Here is a 17,761-nt window from a genome sequence, read left to right as displayed (position 1 = left end):
GATCCACCCGTCACCGGAACTGCAATCGCAGCACACCGGAGGCGTCGAACCCGATCCCGTCGAATCCGGCTGCGACAGCGGCGACCTGGGACAGTTCGACCACCGGAATCGCGTAACCGGCCGCGATCACCCGGGTCTGAGCTTGTTCGACGATCCGGTTCCGCTCGTCCTGATCGGCCACCCCGGCTTGCCGGTCGAGCAACGGGTCGATCTGCGGATCAGCCTGGCGGTGCGAGTAGTTGGTCCCACCGGCGCTCACCCGTGATCGGAGGATATCCGGATCGGCGCGGGTGACGTTGTAGTACACCGCATCGAAGTCACCGGCCGAGCGGCGGGACAGGAAATCGTCGTTGGACAGCGCGCTGATGGTCACACCGATACCGACCGCGTGTAACTGCTGCTGGACGAGCTCCAGGATCGGCTTGTTGCCGTAGAACTCGGGTGAGTAGATCACATCGAATGTCAGCTTCTGCCCGCCCTTTTCGCGGACGCCCTCACCCGACCGACGCCAACCGGCGGCATCGAGCACGCGTTCGGATGCCTTCGGGTCGTACCGGACGCCCGCGTCCTCGTGGTAGCCCGGAGTCGTCGACGCCAGCACGCTCGTCGCCGGTTCGAAGCCGTCGCCGAGGATCGTGTCCACCAGTTCCGGGCGGTTGAGGGCGGTCAGCACGGCGCGGCGCACCTCCCGGTCGGCGAGGACACCGTGCGCGAGATTCGGCTGAATCACGAACGGCAGCCCGGGATTCGGTCGCGACACCAGGGTGGCGCCCACCGAGGTGAGGGTATCGCGGTCCTGCGGTTGCGGATCTGCCGTGGCATCCAGCCGGCCCGACCCGATGCTGCCCGCCCGCACCCCGGACTCGGGGACGACGCTGAATTCGACCTTCCGATAGCGGCTTTCATCGGCGAGACCGATATCGGCGGCCCAGCGATAATCGTCGCGACGGGTGAGTGTCACCGACCGGTTCTGTTCCCAGCCGGAATAGGTGAAGGGGCCGGTGCCGACGACGTTGGCCGCGATGCAGCGCTCGTCGAACGAGCGGTTCACCGTCGACGGCGCGAGAATGCCGAGTTGGGTCGTCGCCGCAGCCTGCAGGAACTGCACATTCGGTGACTCGAACCGCACGATCGCGGTGCGTGGATCGGGAGTATCGGTGCGGTCGTAGCCGAGCAGGAACCCGGAGGCCTGCAGTGTGCGGGTCGAGCCGGCACCCGGCCGGGGTGCCGCGAGGGTGTCGAAGTTCTGCTTCACCACCCCGGCGGTGAGTGGTGTCCCGTCGCTGAACGTGACGTCCGGACGCAGCGTGAAGGTGAAACTGCGCCCATCCGATGAGATGTCGAATCGTTCGGCGAGCCACGGAGTGACCGTGCCCGTCTCGGGATTCTGGTCGACCAGTGAGTCGACCACCTGCCTGGTCACGTTGACGGTCTGGTTGGTGCTCGCCTGGGCCGGATCCGCGCAGCTCGGCGCCGAAGACAACCCGTAGCGGAGCGTGTCGGAGGCCGAAGCCGCCCCGCCGCAGGCCGCGAGCGGTAGTGCGAGCGACAGGGTGAGCGCGGCGGTCACCGCGCGCACGGTGGGAGTGAGGCGGCTGCCGTTTCGGGGTTCAGCCACATCGAGTTCGGTCATGACCGGACTCCTTTCCGGTCGGTGATCACCAGATTCGCGATCAGCGCGGTGAGCGATACGGCCAGCAGCAGCACCGCGACGGATACCAGCCCGCCCGAAGCGTCCGACGACACGTAGATTGCCGCCGCGACGGCGGCCCCCAGTGCGCCGCCCAGATTGTGGAAGGTCCACGACGCGCCGATCGCGAATCCGGATTCGGCGGCAGGTACCGAGGACAGGGCGGCGAGTGTGGCCGGCGCCAGGATCGACGCCCAGCCGAGCCCGAAGAACACGAAACCGGTCAGCAGCACGACCAGCGATCCCGAGACACCGCCGATCAGGGTGGCGACCGCGGCTATGGTGAGGGCGCCGAATCCGTAGCGCAACGGCGTGATCGGCCCCACGCGGTCCACCCAGCGTCCCACCCGCGGCGAGGTGAGCGCCATGGTCGCGCTGACCAGCAGCAGCGACACGCCGATCGTGCGTTCACCGAGGTCGTGCCGATCCGTCAGATACGGCGGAAGCACCAGGAGTGCGGAGGCGTAGAACGCGGCGAGGAAGAAGTCCGACAGCAGTGCCGCACCGAAGCGCGGGTGCGTGAACAACGCGATGTCCAGCAGCGGCTGGTTCGCCCGCCGTTCCACCACGATCAACCCGGCCGCCCCGAGTACCGCGACGGTGGCGGCGCTCAGTACCGGCAGACTCAGCCATCCGGCACTCTCGGGCAGCGAGACGAAGGCGACCGCCGCGGCCACGGTCACCGCGAGCAGCACTTGACCGACGGGGTCGGCGGCGGTGTGGCCGGCAGGCTCGGGTGCGGGGACCGCCGCCAGAATCAGCACGATCGCCACCAGCCCGAACGGCACATTGATCCAGAACACCGAACTCCACCCGAATGCGGGTACCAGCAGTCCGCCGAATACCGGCCCGATGGCCAGGCCGACACCGTTCACCGCGTACAGCCACCCCACCGCACGTCCGCGCTCACCCTCCGGGAACAGCTGTTCCACCAGCGTGGATGTGCCGGTGTAGAGCACGGCGCAGGCTGCACCCTGCACGAACCGGGCCACGATGAGCCAGCCGATCCCCGGAGCGAGCGCCGCGCCCACCGAACCGACCACGAAGACAGCGAGCCCGGCCAGCAGGACGCGCCGGCGACCGAACCGGTCCCCGAGCCGTCCCGCTGTCACCATGAACATCGCGAGTGCGGTGAGAAATCCGCTGAGCACCAGCTGCGAGATGCCGATCGTCGTGGTCAGGTCACGGGTGATCGCCGGCAGTGCGGTCGACACGATCGTCAGGTCGATACAACCGAGGAACGAGGCCGTGGCCAGGCCGATGAACCCGGTCGTGCGCCGTCCGGCGGTGATGTCCCGGTCGACGACGCTCACCGCGCGGACCTGCGCTTCTTGAAACGTAGTGGCAGCCACGCGGCCCCGTCGGCGACGAACAGTTCGCGCGTCGCCTGCATGGCTGCGGAAATCTGCTGCGGATAGACGACGAAGTCGTAACCCTGTGCGGCCCAGAGCGGTTGGATGATCGGCACCTCCTCGAGCAGGTAGGCGAGGCAGCGCTGCCGTACCCGCTCGAGATCCGCGCCATCGCCGTCGCGGCGGGCGACGAACCGATCGATGGTCGTGTCGATCGCCGCCCGATACCCTGTGTTCGACGTGTACGCCGCCCGGACATCGCGCAACGCTCGCGGATACTCCGGGTCGACGAGGGCGTCGTCCCAGCGGAGAATGTCGGTGTCTGCGGTGAGCAGATCGAGCAGCGGGCGGTTGCGTGCCACCCATTGATCGCCGCGTCTCCTCGATTCGGCGTAGGCGCGCGCCGATTCGATCCCCAGATTGTGGCGTTGCAGCGTATCGGCCACGGCGACGGTGATCTGCCCGAACCCGCTGCGGTTGAGCAGATCGATGGTGGCGCCGAACTTCTCACCCTCGTGATAGTCGGCGCCGACGCTCACCAACAGGATGGCCGAGCGGTCGGCGTAGTCGTACTGTCGTCCCTTCAGGTCGAACGCCGCCTTGTGCGATGCGGACCCGACCGGCGTGGTTGCGGTGAGTGTCATCAGCTCCACACCCCCAGCGGCTGGTCGCGGCCGCGGACTCCGATGAACAGCCCGATCGTCACGCGCGGCCGATCCCGGGACGGGGTGACGGCGTGTACGCGCCGGGGATCGATGAAGATCGCCTCCCCGACTCGGGGGCGAACCGTGAGCGCCGGCTCGCCGACAGCGTCCCGGTCGACGCCCCAGACCCGCGCCCCGGACAGTGCCCGGTAATCGTCTTCGGACGGATACGAGTCCCAGACCTCGAGTTCGCCACCCTCGTCGGGGACGTCGAGGTAGACGTTCACCGACAACTGGCGGCGGATGCCGAGCACGTCGTCGTCCGGCAGACCCCGTTGCACGTTGTCGGTGTGCGGCTCCAGATCCACGCCGCCGAGCTGATACCGGACGACCCCGGCGAAGAACTTGCGGCTCTGCGAGGTGAGCAGTGTTGTTCCGGCCGGCCAGGTTTCGTCGAGCAGGATCCGGATGGTGTCGGCGGGATACTCGTACGGTGCGGCGAGTTCACGCAGCCGGCTGCGGTGTTCGGCGGCCTCGTCGAAGTAGGTGGACTGTCCTCCCGCGCCGACTTCGGAGAAGGCGTATCCGATCCGCCGGAACTGCGGATCGGTGCCGAGCGGGCCGTGATCCTCGCGGCCGACGAAACGACCGCGCAATCCGTCCAGCGCGGGGCCGGTGACGACGTCGCGCACTCGCACCGCGTAGACGTCACCTTTCAGCAGTTGCAGCAGATGGTCGGCAGAGAAGTCGCGGATCGTCGTGGTGAGAATGTGCGGGTCCACTGGACGGCCGGTGGTGCGGCCATCCTGGGACCCGGATCTGTCGAGTGTTTCGGTCATCGTATTTCTCCCCGTGCCGGGCGTATACCGGCGTCGATGCGATCGTCCGCCAGGGCGGACGGCACGTGCATTCAGAACGTAAGCGCGGCAACGACTTACGGCAACAGGTCGGTTCTCCTGCGAGGTGAGGCCGTGCAGGTCAGACGTTATTAATCAGGGTGAGGGCAACGGGGCGTGCGCACCCGGAGGTTGACAAGCAGCGGAATCGTCTGCCACTCTCGCTGCAGGTCATGAGTGCCAGCGTGAAGCCCCGGCTTGCTGGTCGGCAACCCTCCTCCGCGGTGGGGTGCTCCGGGTGACGACCTGGCCGTCGCCAGTTCGGCGCGGCAAGCGCGGACTTCGGCTGTCATCCACTCGGAGTCCCTGACCCCGAGGAGTCTCGATGACCGTCGCCATCGATCGTACCGACCACGCTGTGCCTGCAGTGTCCGGCCGCGATCTGCGAGTTCCCCTGGTGCAGGGCGGAACTCGCACCTACGCCAACTTCGATTACGCCGCGAGCGCGCCCGCGCTGACCACGGTGACCGACCGGCTGGCCGAGGTGTTGCCGTATTACGCCAGCGTGCACCGTGGCGCCGGTTACGCCTCCAGGATCTCGACCGACTGCTACGAATCCGCCCGCGACTCGGTGGCCCGCTTCGTGTGCTGCGCCGCCGACCAGGTCGTCGTGTTCACCCGCAACACCACGGACGCGTTGAACTTGCTGGCCACCTGTGTGCCCGGCGACACAGTGGTGCTCGATATCGAACATCACGCCAACTTCCTGCCCTGGCGACGGCGGGGACGCCGGGTCGTGGCGGCCGCGGACACGATCGAGGAGACGATCGGACGCATCGCCGCGGAATTAGGGCGCAAACCCGCTGCGCTGCTTGCTGTTACCGGTGCCTCGAATGTGACCGGCGAAATCCTGCCGCTGGACCGCCTGGCGGCGCTCGCCCACCGTTTCGGTGCCCGCATCCTGGTCGACGCCGCGCAGCTCGCACCCCACCGGCGCATCGACCTGCGTGCAGACGCTGTCGACTATCTCGCCTTCTCCGGTCACAAGCTGTACGCCCCGTTCGGGGCCGGTGTACTCGTCGGCCGCCGGGATTGGCTCGATGCCGCCGACCCCTATCTAGCCGGCGGCGGTGCGGTACGGGAGGTGAGCGCCGCCGACGTCGAATGGGCACCTGCTCCGCAACGGCACGAGGCCGGTTCGCCCAACGTCTTGGGTGTGGTCGCGCTCGCGACCGCATGCGACACACTCGGTGCGCTGCACGACACCGATGTCGTCGCGCATGAACACCATCTCACCGAGCGTCTCCGCACCGGACTGGAAACCCTTGCCGGAGTGCGGTTCCTGCGCATCTGGACCGACAGCACCGACAGTGTCGGGATCGTGGCGTTCACCGTCGACGGCTTCGCCCCGGGCCATGTCGCGGCATACCTGTCGGCCGAACACGGAATCGGCGTGCGCGACGGACGATTCTGCGCCCACCCGCTGCTGACCCGCCTCGGCGTCGACGGGGCACTGCGCGCCAGCATCGGCCTGGGTACCACCCTCGCCGATGTCGACCGGCTGATAGACGCCGTCACCGCGCTGGTCGGGCACGGACCGGGATGGGATTACAGCAACAGTATCGGGCAGTGGAGCCCGGTACCCGAGACGCGGGAGCGCCTTGCGGGCGGAGCTGCGGTCGGTGCGGCCCCCTGCAACTGACGACGCCGCGAGGTCCGAGGGCCCGGCCGGATGTGCTCGTTTCGGCGATCCGGTCCGGGGGAGTACGGCCGATGTCCGGTGGGAATAGCCGCACCGCTCGACTGTGTTGGCACTCACATGCCGAAACCTTTGACCGAAGCCGAACGTCAGCAGTTTCTCGCGGAGAAGCACGTCGCGGTGCTTGCGGTGGCCGCGAAAGACGGGCGCCCGCCGGTGGCCGTGCCGATCTGGTACGACTACACCCCTGGTGGTGATATCCGGATCAACACCGGGGCCGACAGTCGCAAGGCCAAGCTGGTCCGGGAGGCCGGCGTTGTCACGGTCACCGTGCAGCGCGAACAACCGCCGTACCGGTACGCGATCGTCGAGGGCACGGTGGTCGACGCCACCACACCGGCACCGCGAGAAGCACGGGAGGAGATCGCGATCCGCTATCTCGGGCCGGAGGACGGTCGAGCCTTCACCGACGGCATGGACGACTTCGCCTCGGTGCTATTCACCATCCGCCCCGATCGCTGGATCACGCAGGACTACTCGGACGGAGCCTGACAGCCTCCTCGTCCTTAGGGCGAGGACTGTTCGATCGGCACCGTGAACACGTCGTTCCTGTCGAAGTCGACCACGTAGATCGTGGCAGCGGAAACAGCGACGGTGTTGGGATTGGCGAGGCCGTCGATCGGCAGGGTGGTGAGCTGCTCGGAGTCCGGAGACCACTTCCGCACCCGTTTGTTCTTCCCGTGCTCGGCGAGGTACACGTTGCCGAGCTGATCGACACTCACCCCGGTGGGACCGTCGAGGTCGGGGAAGGGAAGTGGCTCCTGGTATCCGAAATCTACCGGCGCGCGCAGCACCTCGTGATCGATGGTGTCGGTGACGACGACCCCGCCCTGCTGATCGACCGCCACATCCATGGGCTTGTGCAGGTCGGTGAACGGGAGCACCTCTTGGGTGTCGGAATTCTTCGGCAACTTCAGCACGCGGTCGTGTGAGTAGTCGGCGACGTAGACGGCGCCGGATTCGTCGACTGCCACTCCGGCGGGAGCGGTGAGACCGCTGAAGGGCAGGACCTGTGCTGCGGTCGTGTCGTCGCCGGAGCCGGACGGCAACTTCAGCACGCGATTGTTGCCCTGATCGGCCACGTACAGGGTGCCCGAGTCGTCGACCGCTATACCGGCGGGACGAGACAGCGGAAGGCCGTCGAGATCGGGCACCGGCAGTTGCTGCTGATTATGTTTTCCTGCAGGTAATTTCAGAATCCGGTTGCTCTCGTTGTCGGTGACGTAGACGTTGTTCGAGCTGTCGACCGCCACTCCCCACGGGTGGGCAAGTCCGCTGAACGGCAGCGTGCTCGGCTGTCGGTCGGAGTTCGCATCGGTCATGATCACGCCGAGAGTGGCGGCAGCGACGACGAGCACCGCGAGACCGCCGAGCAGGGCCCACAGGTGTCTTCTCCAGAACGGAAGTCGTCGACCGGGTGGGTGAGCGTCGCCGGAGGTGGGCATCGGTTTCTCCTCCGAGATGGGCGGATCATCGGCGGAGGCTGCCGATGACTTCGCGGCGGCCTGCGGCCCGGCGACCTGTTCCGGGGTCGGGGTGGGGCTCCCGCCGCCGACGATGGACTCCAGGATGGCGCTGATGGCCAGTTGATGTGCCGGGTCCGCGGTGCGCAGCCAGTTCTCGAGCAGGGCGATCGCCGCCTGCCGGATCGTCGCGCGGGAACTCTCCAGCGCCAGTTGCGATGTTTCCGGAGGTGGGGTGGCGCCGGTGTATACCCCACGGGCGGTGCGCGCCAGCATGATCGGTGCTTCGCCGCCGTACACCCAGCGTTGCGGGGTCTGCGAGGCGCCGTGCGAATGGACGTGGTCGGCGGCGTACTGATACGCCTCCTCCACCGTGATCAGACCGTCCCGGTTCTCGTCCGCATCCCCGCTGCGCAGGCCCGCGATCAAGCCTGCGGTGAACGCCGACTCGAATGCGTCGTCGGCGTCCGGAAGCCGGCCCTCGTAGGAGTATTCCTCGGCTCGCGACGCCGTCAGCACCACCCGGCCACGGCCCGCGGTAGCGAACTGATGTTCCAGGTCGACCGCGGCATCGCCGCCCTTGGTGTGGGCGAACGCACCGCTGAAACAACAATCGAGGATCAGGACCTGACGCCGGGCCCGGCACTCCTCCAATGCGTCCAGTAGCCAGGAGGATTCGATCGCCGTGGCGCGTAGCTCGTCCCGGCGGGTGTTGGTCGCGGCGAAGTACAGCCGGCCGTGCGCGTCCTGAATGCCGTGGCAGGACAGATAGACCACGATGAGATCATCGGTGGTTCGGTGGTCCAGAAAGGCGGCGACGGCTCGCTTCATCACATAGTCGCGTTCGTCGCTGATCTCGGTGACCTCGAAGCCGCCGATTTGCGGATCGGCCAGTACGGCGGCCATACCGGCCGCGTCTCGAGTCGGGGCGCGCAACTGACTCAATGTCGAATCGGCGTAGGCAGCGGTAGTGATCAGCAGGGCTGCGCGCGCCCCGTGGAACTCAGGCACCGCCTTCGTGGCGGGCCAGCCAGACAGCAATCAGTTCGTCCTGTTGCTGCCGGCTGACGCCGGTGAGTTTGAGTGTGTCCCCGTCGAGCGTGATCTCGACGCTGCGTCCGTTACGGGTGACCCAATCCCGCACCCGCGCCACCAGCGCTTTCAACACTGCCGGTCCGGCCAGCTTGACTGCGAGCGCCCCCACCGTGCCGGACACGCTCTTCGCGCCTTCGGGGACGGATTCGAGCGACAGCACATCCACTGCGGCGACATCGAGGTCGAGCAAATCCGTTCTCAGGCGCCGCAGCATCACCGGCGCATCCTCGTCCGGCACCAGTTGTGCATCGGCAAGCTGAACAAACAGATCCGACCCGCTGACGGTCATATCCCCTCGATTCATCGCGTTCCACAAGTTTACTGGAAGCTTCAACGTTGCTGGGGTGATTGGCTGTCGAGATCGCCGGAGCACCAGGTATCGCCGCTACGGCGACGCGGTTCCAGTCCCCGGGTGTGCCACGGTCTGACCTGGTCGTAGTTCCGTTCCGCACTCGCCGGTCTTCTGATAGTCGGACAACAGGTCCGGCAGTACCGAACCCGAATATCGGCGTAGTTGTTCGAGCTGATGTTCGTCGCGCACCGCGTCTTTACGGACCCAGTCCTCGTCCGGGCTGGCAGTGTTCTCCGACTGCTGGATGCGGTAGTAGTCGCGGGTCATGCGTGGATCGACGGTGAGCCCGTTCTGCATCCAGACTCCGTGAGTGTGAACGAAAGTCGGTTCGAGCTCCTCGAATACATAGTCCGCGAGGGTGATGTCGGCCTCGCCTGCATAGATGTCGGCGATCCGGGCGTCGGCGAGGCCGGCCAGATCGATCAGCTGCAGCCGCGATGTCAGTGCACTTCCACCCATATCCGGTGCCAGCAGCGTGCCCTGCTGCAGGCCGAGCAGGTCGGCGTAGCCGTTGAAGTAGCGCCCGAACCGGAAAGCGATCCAGCACAGCGGGATATCCGAATCCGAGCGATAGGACTCGGCGGCGCCGGCCCAGGCGACCCCCGACGGAACGAGCGAGGCGACCAGGACCATCGCCACCAGACTGCGGGCCCGGGTGCCCAGTCCGGTCAGTACCTCGGTGGCGGAGAGCACCGCTACGAATGCGGCGAGCGCCCACACCGGGGTGGCGAAGCGGAACTGCTCCATCCAATCCGGTTGCAGCACACAGTAGGCGATGGTGGCCAGCGACAACGGAACCAGCAGGGCCACCATCCGGTCGCGGCGGGTGCCCGGGGCGGCCAGCGCGAGTCCGGTCACGCCGACAACAGCTATCACCGCGGGCGCGCCCGCATAGTGCACCAGATCGCCGGCCCTGGTCAGATCGTGCACGGTCGGTGTCGCCTGGCCTTTCGCGACCGCCGTATTCGCGACGAGTCGGCCGAATTCGGTGAACCGCCACAGCAGATAGGCCCCGAACGGAACAGCGAACGCGACACCGGAGTACAACGTCGGTGTCAGTGCGATGCGCCAGCTGGCCCGCCGCACCAGAAGCACCGAAACCAGCGGGTATGCGGCCAAATAGATCAGCCCGTCGGGCCGGGTGAGCGCCGCGAACGCGGCGATCAGTCCCGCTGTCACGGCCACCGTGGGTGTCCACAAGCGTTCGTCGTGCACCGCCACGAACAGGTGCATCGCGAGCGCGCACACTGCCAACGCGAACAGTGAGTTCTCCAGACCGGAGAAACACCAGATCACGAATGAGGGGATCGCTGCCAGCAGTGCGCCTGTCGCGAGCGTGACCAGTGCGGGCCACCGCGTCACGCGCCGCGCGGCAAGGTAGGTGGCGACCAGGATTCCGCCGCAGCACAACAGTGCGATCGCTTTCGGATAGAGCACGAAGTCCGGGATGCCGAAGAGGCTGCCGGAGTCGAACAAGCCGCACCATTTGCCGACCACCAGCACGAGCAGCCAAGTGGGGTCGGAAAACCCCTCGACCGGTGGAGAGCCGGGTTGCAGTACGGGCCCCGCACCCTCGGCGACACTACGTGCGTAGGCAAAGGTGATCCCGGCATCATCCACCACCCACTGGCCGTATTGCGCTGCCTGCCAGGCCAATAACGCCATTCCGCTCAGCACCGCGGCCGATGCTGTCCACCACGACGGGCCACGGCGCTGCTGGAATTCCCCCTGCGGCACGGCCTGCTCCTGCGGCCGTGCCATCACTGTCTCAACCATCTGGAAAACCCATGTTCGAAAGCTGTTGCCAAGGGATGCAACAGTTTCTGCTTCCCCCGCGAAGTATCGGACCAATCCAGCTGATCTTGAAACAAGTAGCGGTAGCTGTCAATCCGCTGGCGCGGGCGGCGCTCTGACCGCTAGTGCTTCGGTCAATGCGCGGCAGGTGGTGCACCGGTCGGCGGGCAATCACATACGCTGGGCCAGTGGTGAATTCGACCACCGAGCCTGAGGTCCACCGAACGCAGGCTTCGATCTGACGAACGACTGTGCCGATGCCGGAATGGTATTGGTGGCGTCGACGACCGCTGCCGCGGATTCAGTTCGTTCGGAAGATCCCAGATGACAAATCGTTGCGCCATGTCGAGACCCTACCGGGACCGGCCCCTCGATGACCTGTGCAGTCACAGGCCCATCAAGCGCTGTTCGGCGTGCCGACCGCGACGCCTGGTCCAGATCAGGAGTGCGACAAGCACTGTGGGCATGAGGACTGCTGAGACAGCCGCCGCGGTGTCGATCGGCAGCAGGTAGATCAGCGGCACCCGAACCACCGATTCGAGCAGGAACCCGGCTGCCCAGACCATGGTCAGCGTGCGGAAGGTGCGACGGAAGCCGGGTAGTTCCTGCCAGTTCCGGTCCCACTGCTGATCCTGCAGGCTGCCTGCGGCGCGGAATCGCTTGGCGGCATGGAAGATGAACGGTTTTCCGACGAAACAACTGCCCAGGAATACCAGGCCGAGTATCGCGGTGGAGAAGGAGTCCTTGAGTAGGAGAAACCGGTCGCTTCCGGTGAGGAATGCCAAGCCGGTGCCGATCAGGAAACCGATACACATGAAGGCCGCGAACCCCTCGATCCGGCGAGCACGCACCAGTCCGTACAAGAGCCGCAATCCGGCGACGCCGGCTCCCGCGAGTAGCGCCCAGTACGGCTCGACCCCGGCTGTCCGCAGCCCGAAATAGACGAAGATCGCCAATCCCGCGTCGAGGAATATGCCCCACAGGATGGTCGCGATCGGATGTTGTGGGGTGTCCGCCGGTGGGGTGGCGGTGTCGGGTCGGTCGGTTCGTGACGTCGAGGTGGTCGCGCTCTGTGTCATACGTAAACCGTGACATGTTAGAATTTACATGTCAATATTTACTGGTAGACTTCGGTTCGTGACGATTCGCTACGCACTGCTCGGTTTGCTTCGGGACTGCCCCGCCACCGGATACGAGCTGACCCAGCGGTTCGAACAGGGAATCGGCCGGCACGCCTGGAGCGTGAAGCACAGCCAGATCTACCCGGAGCTGCGCAAACTGGCCGACGAAGGCGCCATCGAAGTAGTCGCCGAGGGCACCCGCGGCAAACGCGTCTACGGCCTGACCGAGACCGGCCGCTCCGACCTGCACGCCTGGCTCCTCCGCGGCCCGGAGGAAGGCACCGTCCGAAATCCCCTTCTGCTGTGGATGTTCCTCATCGGCGGGCTCACCCCCGAAGAAGCAACAGGCGCCCTCGAAGCCATCGCGGCACGCACCGCCGAAACGCTCGACGAGCTGACCCTGACCTACAAGGACGCGGCCGCCGACGGCGCGGACCTCCCCGGCGTCTACGCGGCACAGTTCGGCATTTTCGCCTACCGCGCGATCGGGGAGTGGGCGGAGTGGGCGATCGGTGAACAGCGCAAACGGATGGAGTGAGTGAGTGGTGCTGTGCTCGGCGGCACTGCCGGATCGCCCCCGAGAATCAGCTTCCCTGCAATTCCTCGGCCAGCATCACGATGATGCCACTGGGCCCGCGGACGTAGGTGAGTTTGTAGACGTCCTGATAATTCGCCACCCCGCGCAGTGGATAGCAGCCGTGTTTCGCCGCGATCTCCAGGGCGGCGTCGAGGTCGTCGACCGAGAATGCGACGCGATGCATACCGATCTCGTTGGGGCGCGTGGGTTCCGACTCGATCGCCGTGGGATGGATGTACTCGAAGAGTTCGAGCCGGCCGTTGCCATCCGGTGTCTGGAGCATCGCAATATTCGCGTGATTGCCGTCGAGGCCGACAGCGGTATCGGTCCACTCGCCACTGACAGTGTCCCGGCCGATGACCGTGAGACCGAGGTCGGTGAAGAACGCGATCGTCGCTTCGAGGTCGCGAACCGCGATGCCGACGTTCTCGAGTTTGATGGGCATGCGCTGATGCTACCGAGAGCTGTGTGCGGCTTCCCCGTGTTTGCTGCGAAAGCACCACATGGCCTCCGACGTCAGGGGGACGGAGGCCGTGTGTGCCGTTGTGGAATCTGTCAGCTCACGGCTACGAACACCTTGTCGGTGAACATGGTGGGCTCGACCGCCAGGGTGCCTTGCGTTGCTGTTGCCGACGGCACCGCGAAGGAGACATTGCCCGTGGTCGATGCACCCTCGAACAGGGGGCTGGTCGTGTCGAGTGACTCGGGAACGACAGCAGCGCTGTCGTAGCTGTTCACGGTGTTGCCGTCTGCAGTTACATAGCTGATCGATGCGTAAGGTGTTTCCCCTTGCGGGTCGGTGCCGATGTAGGTGATGGTGACATTGGCCATCAGGTACTGAGATCCCGCGGACGGGGGATCGTTGAACGGGTTCTCTCCGGCCACAGCGTCATTCGCATCGGGCGTGACGCTGTTGACTGTCACCTTCCAGTCCCCGCCGCTTATCGTGGATCCCAGGGGGTACGGGTTGGTTCGGGTGCCCTGATCTGCTGCTCTCCCTTGCTCGGCCGCGTCGGAGCCTGCTACCTGGGCCGGCGTGGCAACCGATGCGTCTCCGCTGTCGAACGCGTCGTCGAATGCGTTGGAGACGACCGTCAGGAATACGACGACTCCGACGACTGTGCCGACAATCGGGATGATGATGGAGGCGATGCTGGTGCCCTTGGTTTTCCCTGGCTGACACACGCCCACGATGCCGAGAACGAAGGCGATCGGCAGGAGAATCCAACCGACTATCAGAGCTCCTGGGATGCAGGCGAAGAGGAAACCGGCGACGGCCACGATTACGGCAATGAGCCCCACCGTGTTCCTCTGTTTCGTTGGTGCGGCAGGCTGGCCGTAGTACGGCCCGGGAGGCTGTGGTGGGGGCATTTGCGGCGGGGTGGTCGGGGGAGTGGTCATGACTGATTGCCTCTGGTTGGGGGTGGGTCTGGCATCGCGACCGGAGTCGTGTGCTGAGAGATAGCCATTGGTGTGATGCGTGTTACATAACCAAAGGTTTGAGATGGCAACAATTGGGTAAAGACGATTTGGTGTGTCGGACGTGTGCGGCGGTTGGTTGAGTTTCGGAAGCACCCGGCGACGTTGGGAAAATCCCAACATCGCCGGTAGGGTAAGTGCATGGACGAGAGTCTCGCGGCGGTGGGCGCCCGAATTCGGTCGCTGATGCCGCTCGGCATGAGTCAGCGCGTGTTAGCCGTTCGGACCGGTATGAAGCCCGACGCGCTCTCGCGCGCCCTGAATGGGCAACGGGGTTTTTCGACCACCGAACTGGCCAGGGTCGCTGAAGAGCTCGGTGCCGACCTTTATTGGCTTGTCACGGGCAATGAGGATCCACATCGAGTCCGCATCGCTGCTCGGCACAGTTGGGATCAGAACCTGCGGGTCTCGACGAATCCCGGCCGTTCCACAGATGACGAGGTCCTCGCGCACGTGGTCCACATCTACAGCGTGGCTTTTCCCGACGGACCGCCGGCCGGCCCGCCACTCCCCGACAGTGCTGTCCGGATGCGTGAAGTGCTGGGGGCAGACTTCGTCGGAAAGTTCGCAGCTGTCGCCGAGGAGCGGCTGGGTGTCGACGTTGTTCGCGTGTCGGGGCTTACGACCGATTACTCGCTCACAATCGGAGCACGAGCGGTCGTTTTGCTCGCCACGACTCCGAGCTGGTTCCGGAGCAACTGGTCATTGGCGCATGAGTTGGCCCACCTGGCGCTCGGTCACCACGGTGATACCGCGGAGCCGGCGGAACGAGAAGAAGCGCCCGCCAACCGTTTCGCGGCGGAACTGCTTCTGCCCAGAGAGGTGATCCTTCAGGGGAATTGGCAGCACATGGACGAGCGCGGCCTGGCGAATTTCTTGTGGCGAACAGGCGTCTCGACCGCTGCCCTGAAGAACCGCTTGGACGTGCTCCGCGTTCAAGTGTCCTCGAGGGTCGCTGCCGCTATGCAGGAATCGACACCACGACTGATTCGTGCGCACGCTGATGCACCGGCATGTGTGCAGAGTGTCATTGTGAGGCAGCAGCGTTCGTCCGCTCGCCGTTTTCCGTCGACCGTGGTCGATGCGTTGCAGAGTCGTGTCGAAATCGGCGCCGCTTCGCCCCGGGACCTTGCTTGGGTTCTCGATGTACCGATCGACGAGATCGATTTCCCCGAGCCGGATGACGAACAACTTGCTGAGGCTTACGCCGAACGGTTACAAGACCGACCGAGCACGGCAGACTTGAAGAGATGGGCTGCCGGTAGTCGGCAAGCAGGGTGAGCGCGCCGATAATCGGCTGGGAGAGGGTGACACGACGAAGGGATGCGGTACTGCTGCAGAGCTTCTCGTGCACCACGCCCCTGCCCAGAAGCCCGGGAGGACGAAAACTTCCCCACCCGAAACCCTGGGAATACGAGGTGCAGAGCCACCTTCGGGAGTGTTCGAAGCGTCTGAAGAACGGCGACTTGCTCCTGATCGGACGGACCGTGCCCAACGGCGAGGTTGTTGCGGCTGTGCACCTGCTCCTCGACTGCTCCGACCCCGAACTCTTCGCCGCTCATATTGCCGCGATTGCCTCGGCTCACAAATGCTCACCGAAATGCCGTTCGATGGCGTGCCAGAGCCGAATCACGTTATCGGGGTTGGCGAAACCGTGTCCTTCGTCGTCGGCGAGCAGATACTCGACCGGCACACCGCGTTCACGCAGGGAGGCGACGATGTTGTCGGATTCGGCCCGGACGACGCGAACATCGTTGGCGCCCTGGGCAACCAGTAGCGGGGTGGTGATCCGGTCGACCATGGTGATCGGTGATCGGGTGAGCATGTCCGCCTCTTGTTCGGGGATATCGGGATCGCCCACGTAGCGGTACCAATTGTTGACCTGGTACGGCCGGGTGAACGGTGGCAGGGTGCGCAGGAAGTTCGCCAGATCGGAGATGCCGACGTAGTCGACCGCCGCGGCGAAACGGTCCGGTGTGACGGTGACACCGACCAGCGCGGAATACCCGCCGTAGGAGCCGCCGTAGATGCCGACGCGTGCGGGGTCGGCGTAGCCGCGGTCGACGGCCCAGTCGACGGCGTCGATGAGGTCGTCGTGCATTGCCCGGGCGAACTCGCCGATCGCGGCGGTGACATGCCGGCGCCCGTAACCGAGCGAACCGCGAAAGTTGACCTGCAGCACCGCATATCCGCGGTTGGCCAGGAACTGCACCTCGGGGTTGTACCCCCACGAGTTGTGCCACCACGGCCCACCGTGGACGATCAGCACCATCGGCAGGTTTCGTGCCCGGACTCCGACCGGGACGGTCAGATATGCGTGCAGGGGGAGTCCGTCGCGGGCGGTGAATTCGACGGGTGTCATCGGTGCCGACGTGGCCGGGTCCCGATCCGGATAGGAGCGGAACAGCATCCGCGCGGCGCCGGTGGCGTGGTCGTAGAACCAGGTGACGCCGGGATCGCGGTCGTGGACGAAGGTGACGATCCAGCGCACGCCGGAATCGTCACAGGACATGGTGCCCAGCACCCCGTCGGACAACTCCCGCAACGCCGCGTAGACCTCGGCGAAGTGAGCGTCGAGGATCTCGATGTGTGGGCGGGGACCGACGAACCGCGCCGCGAACAGTTCACCGGACCGCCCGGTGTGCACCGCGGGCGGGAGCACGCCGGGTGCCACCATCCCGCTGATGTCGAGATCGTGCCCGTCGACCGCGGCGACGACCGTCTGGGAACCGGTCCGGTGATCGATCCGGACCAACCGCAGATCGTCGCCGTCCTGATACGACCCGACTAGCAGCCCGGTCCCGTCCGCGGTGACCTGCTGCGGTTGGATCCCCAGCGGATACTCGCTGCCGCCGAGGCGACACAACAACCGCGGCTGCCCGGCGCCGGAGTCGATCGCGGAGACCTCGAGCACACCGTCCGATGCCAGCGCGGTGCGAAACCGGGCCTGCCCGGATCGGTCGAACAGCGTTGCGGCCGTGGGGTTGTCCTGTTCGTGGTGCACGGTGGTCGTCCCGGTGGCGATATCGATCCGGAACGCGTCGAAGTACATCGGGCGACGGTTCATCGTCACCAGAACACTGCCCGGTGCCTCCGCGATCGGCTCCACTCCCGTCACCCGCGATCCGGGCGCCAGCGGGGTGAGATCCACGGCCGACATATCCGGCGCATCGAGGTCGACGCGAAACAGATGCCAATCCTCGTTACCGTCGGTGTCCTGCAGATACAGCAACCAGCGCGGGTCGTCGGTCCAGTAGTAGGTATCGATCCCGCGGCGCGCATCGTGGGTGACCGGCACGGCCTCCTCGTGCGTCCCGTCGATCCCACGAACCCAGATGTTGCGCCGCCCGCGATGCGGCGCGGCATAGGCGATACGGGTGCCGTCGGGGGAGATCGATGGGAGCGCGAAGTGCGGATCGGCGAAGAAGGTCTCCACATCGATCAGTGGTGGCCGCTCGTCGGTGGTCACGGTCATGAGTGCTCCCTACGGTTGACGTAAATCGCAGTCAACACTGTGCCGCTACGGCACGGTCAACCGATGAGAGCAGCCGTGCGGCGAATCCACCAGCAACCGACGGAGAGCGAACGAACCGCTGAAC

The 17,761-nt window shown here is 65.8% G+C and carries 15 protein-coding genes and 1 riboswitch; of the genes, 4 read left to right on the top strand and 11 right to left on the bottom strand.

The features are described from left to right. Positions 1 to 10: 10 nt before the first annotated feature. From NV2_RS00795 to NV2_RS00780, 4 genes are read right to left on the bottom strand one after another with little or no spacing between them, the layout of a single operon-like run. Entirely contained in the window at positions 11 to 1,633 is a 1,623-nt protein-coding gene (locus NV2_RS00795; protein WP_084473754.1) for an ABC transporter substrate-binding protein, read from the bottom strand. Beyond that, positions 1,630 to 3,003 (bottom strand): MFS transporter, encoded by a 1,374-nt coding sequence (locus NV2_RS00790; protein WP_067867692.1) that lies wholly within the window; start codon positions 3,001 to 3,003, stop codon positions 1,630 to 1,632. The genes NV2_RS00795 and NV2_RS00790 overlap by 4 nt, the downstream gene beginning before the upstream one ends. Next, positions 3,000 to 3,686 (bottom strand): tRNA-dependent cyclodipeptide synthase, encoded by a 687-nt coding sequence (locus tag NV2_RS00785; protein ID WP_067869046.1) that lies wholly within the window; start codon positions 3,684 to 3,686, stop codon positions 3,000 to 3,002. Before NV2_RS00785 ends, NV2_RS00790 begins: the two co-directional genes overlap by 4 nt. Continuing rightward, positions 3,686 to 4,525 carry a 2OG-Fe(II) oxygenase gene (locus tag NV2_RS00780; RefSeq protein ID WP_067867689.1) on the bottom strand — a complete coding sequence of 280 codons (840 nt, stop codon included), beginning with the start codon at positions 4,523 to 4,525 and terminating at the stop codon, positions 3,686 to 3,688. The genes NV2_RS00785 and NV2_RS00780 overlap by 1 nt, the downstream gene beginning before the upstream one ends. Before the next feature lie 226 nt (positions 4,526 to 4,751). Then, positions 4,752 to 4,864, top strand: a riboswitch (SAM riboswitch). A 43-nt stretch (positions 4,865 to 4,907) separates the two neighbouring features. On the opposite strand from NV2_RS00780, the gene NV2_RS00775 reads away from it, so the two are divergent. Together NV2_RS00775 and NV2_RS00770 are read left to right on the top strand one after the other, a co-directional pair. Continuing rightward, positions 4,908 to 6,224: an aminotransferase class V-fold PLP-dependent enzyme gene (locus NV2_RS00775; RefSeq protein ID WP_067867686.1), complete on the top strand. Its 1,317-nt coding sequence runs from the start codon at positions 4,908 to 4,910 to the stop codon at positions 6,222 to 6,224. Positions 6,225 to 6,341: 117 nt separating this feature from the next. After that, the gene (locus NV2_RS00770; RefSeq protein ID WP_067867683.1) at positions 6,342 to 6,773 is read left to right on the top strand and encodes a pyridoxamine 5'-phosphate oxidase family protein; all 432 of its coding nucleotides are present in this window, start codon (positions 6,342 to 6,344) and stop codon (positions 6,771 to 6,773) included. 14 nt (positions 6,774 to 6,787) lie between these two features. Here NV2_RS00770 and NV2_RS00765 read toward each other — a convergent pair whose 3' ends face one another. From NV2_RS00765 to NV2_RS00750, 4 genes are all read right to left on the bottom strand, one after another. Beyond that, positions 6,788 to 8,755, bottom strand: coding sequence for a caspase, EACC1-associated type (locus NV2_RS00765; RefSeq protein ID WP_067867680.1), 1,968 nt, complete (start codon positions 8,753 to 8,755; stop codon positions 6,788 to 6,790). After that, on the bottom strand, positions 8,748 to 9,128 hold the full coding sequence (locus NV2_RS00760) for a hypothetical protein (RefSeq protein ID WP_067867677.1): 381 nt from the start codon (positions 9,126 to 9,128) through the stop codon (positions 8,748 to 8,750). The genes NV2_RS00765 and NV2_RS00760 overlap by 8 nt, the downstream gene beginning before the upstream one ends. Positions 9,129 to 9,224: 96 nt before the next feature. Next, entirely contained in the window at positions 9,225 to 10,967 is a 1,743-nt protein-coding gene (locus NV2_RS00755) for an ArnT family glycosyltransferase (protein WP_245662378.1), read from the bottom strand. Positions 10,968 to 11,371: 404 nt separating this feature from the next. Next, a complete protein-coding gene (locus NV2_RS00750) occupies positions 11,372 to 12,064 on the bottom strand; it encodes a VC0807 family protein (RefSeq protein WP_067867673.1) in 693 nt (230 codons plus the stop codon). Positions 12,065 to 12,122: 58 nt separating this feature from the next. Here NV2_RS00750 and NV2_RS00745 point away from each other — a divergent pair, with 58 nt between their 5' ends. Next, positions 12,123 to 12,644, top strand: coding sequence for a PadR family transcriptional regulator (locus NV2_RS00745; protein ID WP_067867670.1), 522 nt, complete (start codon positions 12,123 to 12,125; stop codon positions 12,642 to 12,644). Between the two features lie 46 nt (positions 12,645 to 12,690). On the opposite strand, the gene NV2_RS00740 is transcribed toward NV2_RS00745, so the two are convergent. Together NV2_RS00740 and NV2_RS00735 are read right to left on the bottom strand one after the other, a co-directional pair. Then, positions 12,691 to 13,128 carry a VOC family protein gene (locus NV2_RS00740; protein WP_067867667.1) on the bottom strand — a complete coding sequence of 146 codons (438 nt, stop codon included), beginning with the start codon at positions 13,126 to 13,128 and terminating at the stop codon, positions 12,691 to 12,693. Between the two features lie 110 nt (positions 13,129 to 13,238). Further along, positions 13,239 to 13,985, bottom strand: a complete 747-nt coding sequence (locus NV2_RS00735; protein ID WP_210748923.1) for a DUF4352 domain-containing protein — start codon at positions 13,983 to 13,985, stop codon at positions 13,239 to 13,241. 318 nt (positions 13,986 to 14,303) lie between these two features. Here NV2_RS00735 and NV2_RS00730 point away from each other — a divergent pair, with 318 nt between their 5' ends. After that, complete coding sequence (locus NV2_RS00730) at positions 14,304 to 15,443, top strand: helix-turn-helix domain-containing protein (RefSeq protein WP_067867662.1); 1,140 nt, start codon at positions 14,304 to 14,306, stop codon at positions 15,441 to 15,443. Positions 15,444 to 15,744: 301 nt separating this feature from the next. Here NV2_RS00730 and NV2_RS00725 read toward each other — a convergent pair whose 3' ends face one another. Next, complete coding sequence (locus NV2_RS00725) at positions 15,745 to 17,637, bottom strand: S9 family peptidase (RefSeq protein WP_067867659.1); 1,893 nt, start codon at positions 17,635 to 17,637, stop codon at positions 15,745 to 15,747. Between the last annotated feature and the right edge of the window lie 124 nt (positions 17,638 to 17,761).

It is taken from the genome of Nocardia vermiculata NBRC 100427, assembly GCF_001613265.1.
Taxonomy (GTDB): Bacteria; Actinomycetota; Actinomycetes; order Mycobacteriales; family Mycobacteriaceae; genus Nocardia; species Nocardia vermiculata.
This window is presented reverse-complemented; position numbering and strand designations above follow the sequence as displayed.